Annotated in this window: 1 pseudogene; it reads left to right on the top strand. The window is 33.6% G+C overall.

Annotated elements, in window-relative coordinates:
• Positions 1-5 precede the first annotated feature (5 nt).
• Positions 6-553 (top strand): annotated as a pseudogene (locus tag HX049_RS18435) (transposase); the annotation flags it as partial.

Here is a 553-nt window from a genome sequence, read left to right as displayed (position 1 = left end):
TTACAATGTTAGCACACAATAAAAACCCTAATCAAGTGAGTTTTTTATCAACTTTTGAAGAGATCTTAGATCGAAAACACGGCTTATACAAGTTGGCTAATAAAATAGATTGGAATGTTTTTGAACAAGCTTTTTCGCCGTTGTATAGTAGTGGAAAAGGTCGTCCAGCCAAACCAATTAGATTAATGGTTGGACTTTTAATTTTAAAACATCTTCGCAATGTATCAGATGAAGTTGTAGTGGCTCAATGGAGTGAAAACAACTATTACCAATATTTTTGTGGAGAAGTATCTTTCGCTACAGGATCTCCATGTGAAGCCTCAGAGTTAGTGCATTTCAGAAATAGGATAGGCGAATCAGGAGTGGAGTTAATTTTAAAAGAAAGTATCCGTGTCAATGAAAAAGACAGTGATGATGACAATGTGAATATAGATACAACTGTTCAATAAAAAAATATTACCTACCCAACAGATGCAAAGCTTCACAATAAGATTATAAAAAAATGCAAGCAAATAGCAGAACAAGAAAACGTAAAAGTCAGACAGACTTATAC

This window comes from Myroides odoratimimus, from assembly GCF_030326305.1.
Taxonomy (GTDB): domain Bacteria; phylum Bacteroidota; class Bacteroidia; order Flavobacteriales; family Flavobacteriaceae; genus Flavobacterium; species Flavobacterium odoratimimum_A.
This window is presented reverse-complemented; position numbering and strand designations above follow the sequence as displayed.